This is a genomic window from Bacillus cereus group sp. BfR-BA-01441, assembly GCF_022663075.1.
GTDB classification, from domain to species: Bacteria; Bacillota; Bacilli; order Bacillales; family Bacillaceae_G; genus Bacillus_A; species Bacillus_A cereus.
Window position 1 is genome coordinate 1 of sequence record NZ_JAKUEU010000443.1, and the last position, 216, is coordinate 216.

Sequence of the window (216 nt, forward strand, 5' to 3'; positions counted from 1 at the left end):
CCGGAAGGACTGGTGGAGTGCTTAGAAGTGAGAATGCCGGTATGAGTAGCGAAAGACGGGTGAGAATCCCGTCCACCGAATGCCTAAGGTTTCCTGAGGAAGGCGCGTCCGCTCAGGGTTAGTCAGGACCTAAGCCGAGGCCGACAGGCGTAGGCGATGGACAACAGGTTGATATTCCTGTACCACCTCTTTATCGTTTGAGCAATGGAGGGACGC

1 rRNA gene is annotated in these 216 nt (G+C 55.6%); it reads left to right on the forward strand.

The features are described from left to right. Nucleotides 1-216, forward strand: a 23S ribosomal RNA gene (locus tag MR107_RS31125); the annotation flags it as partial.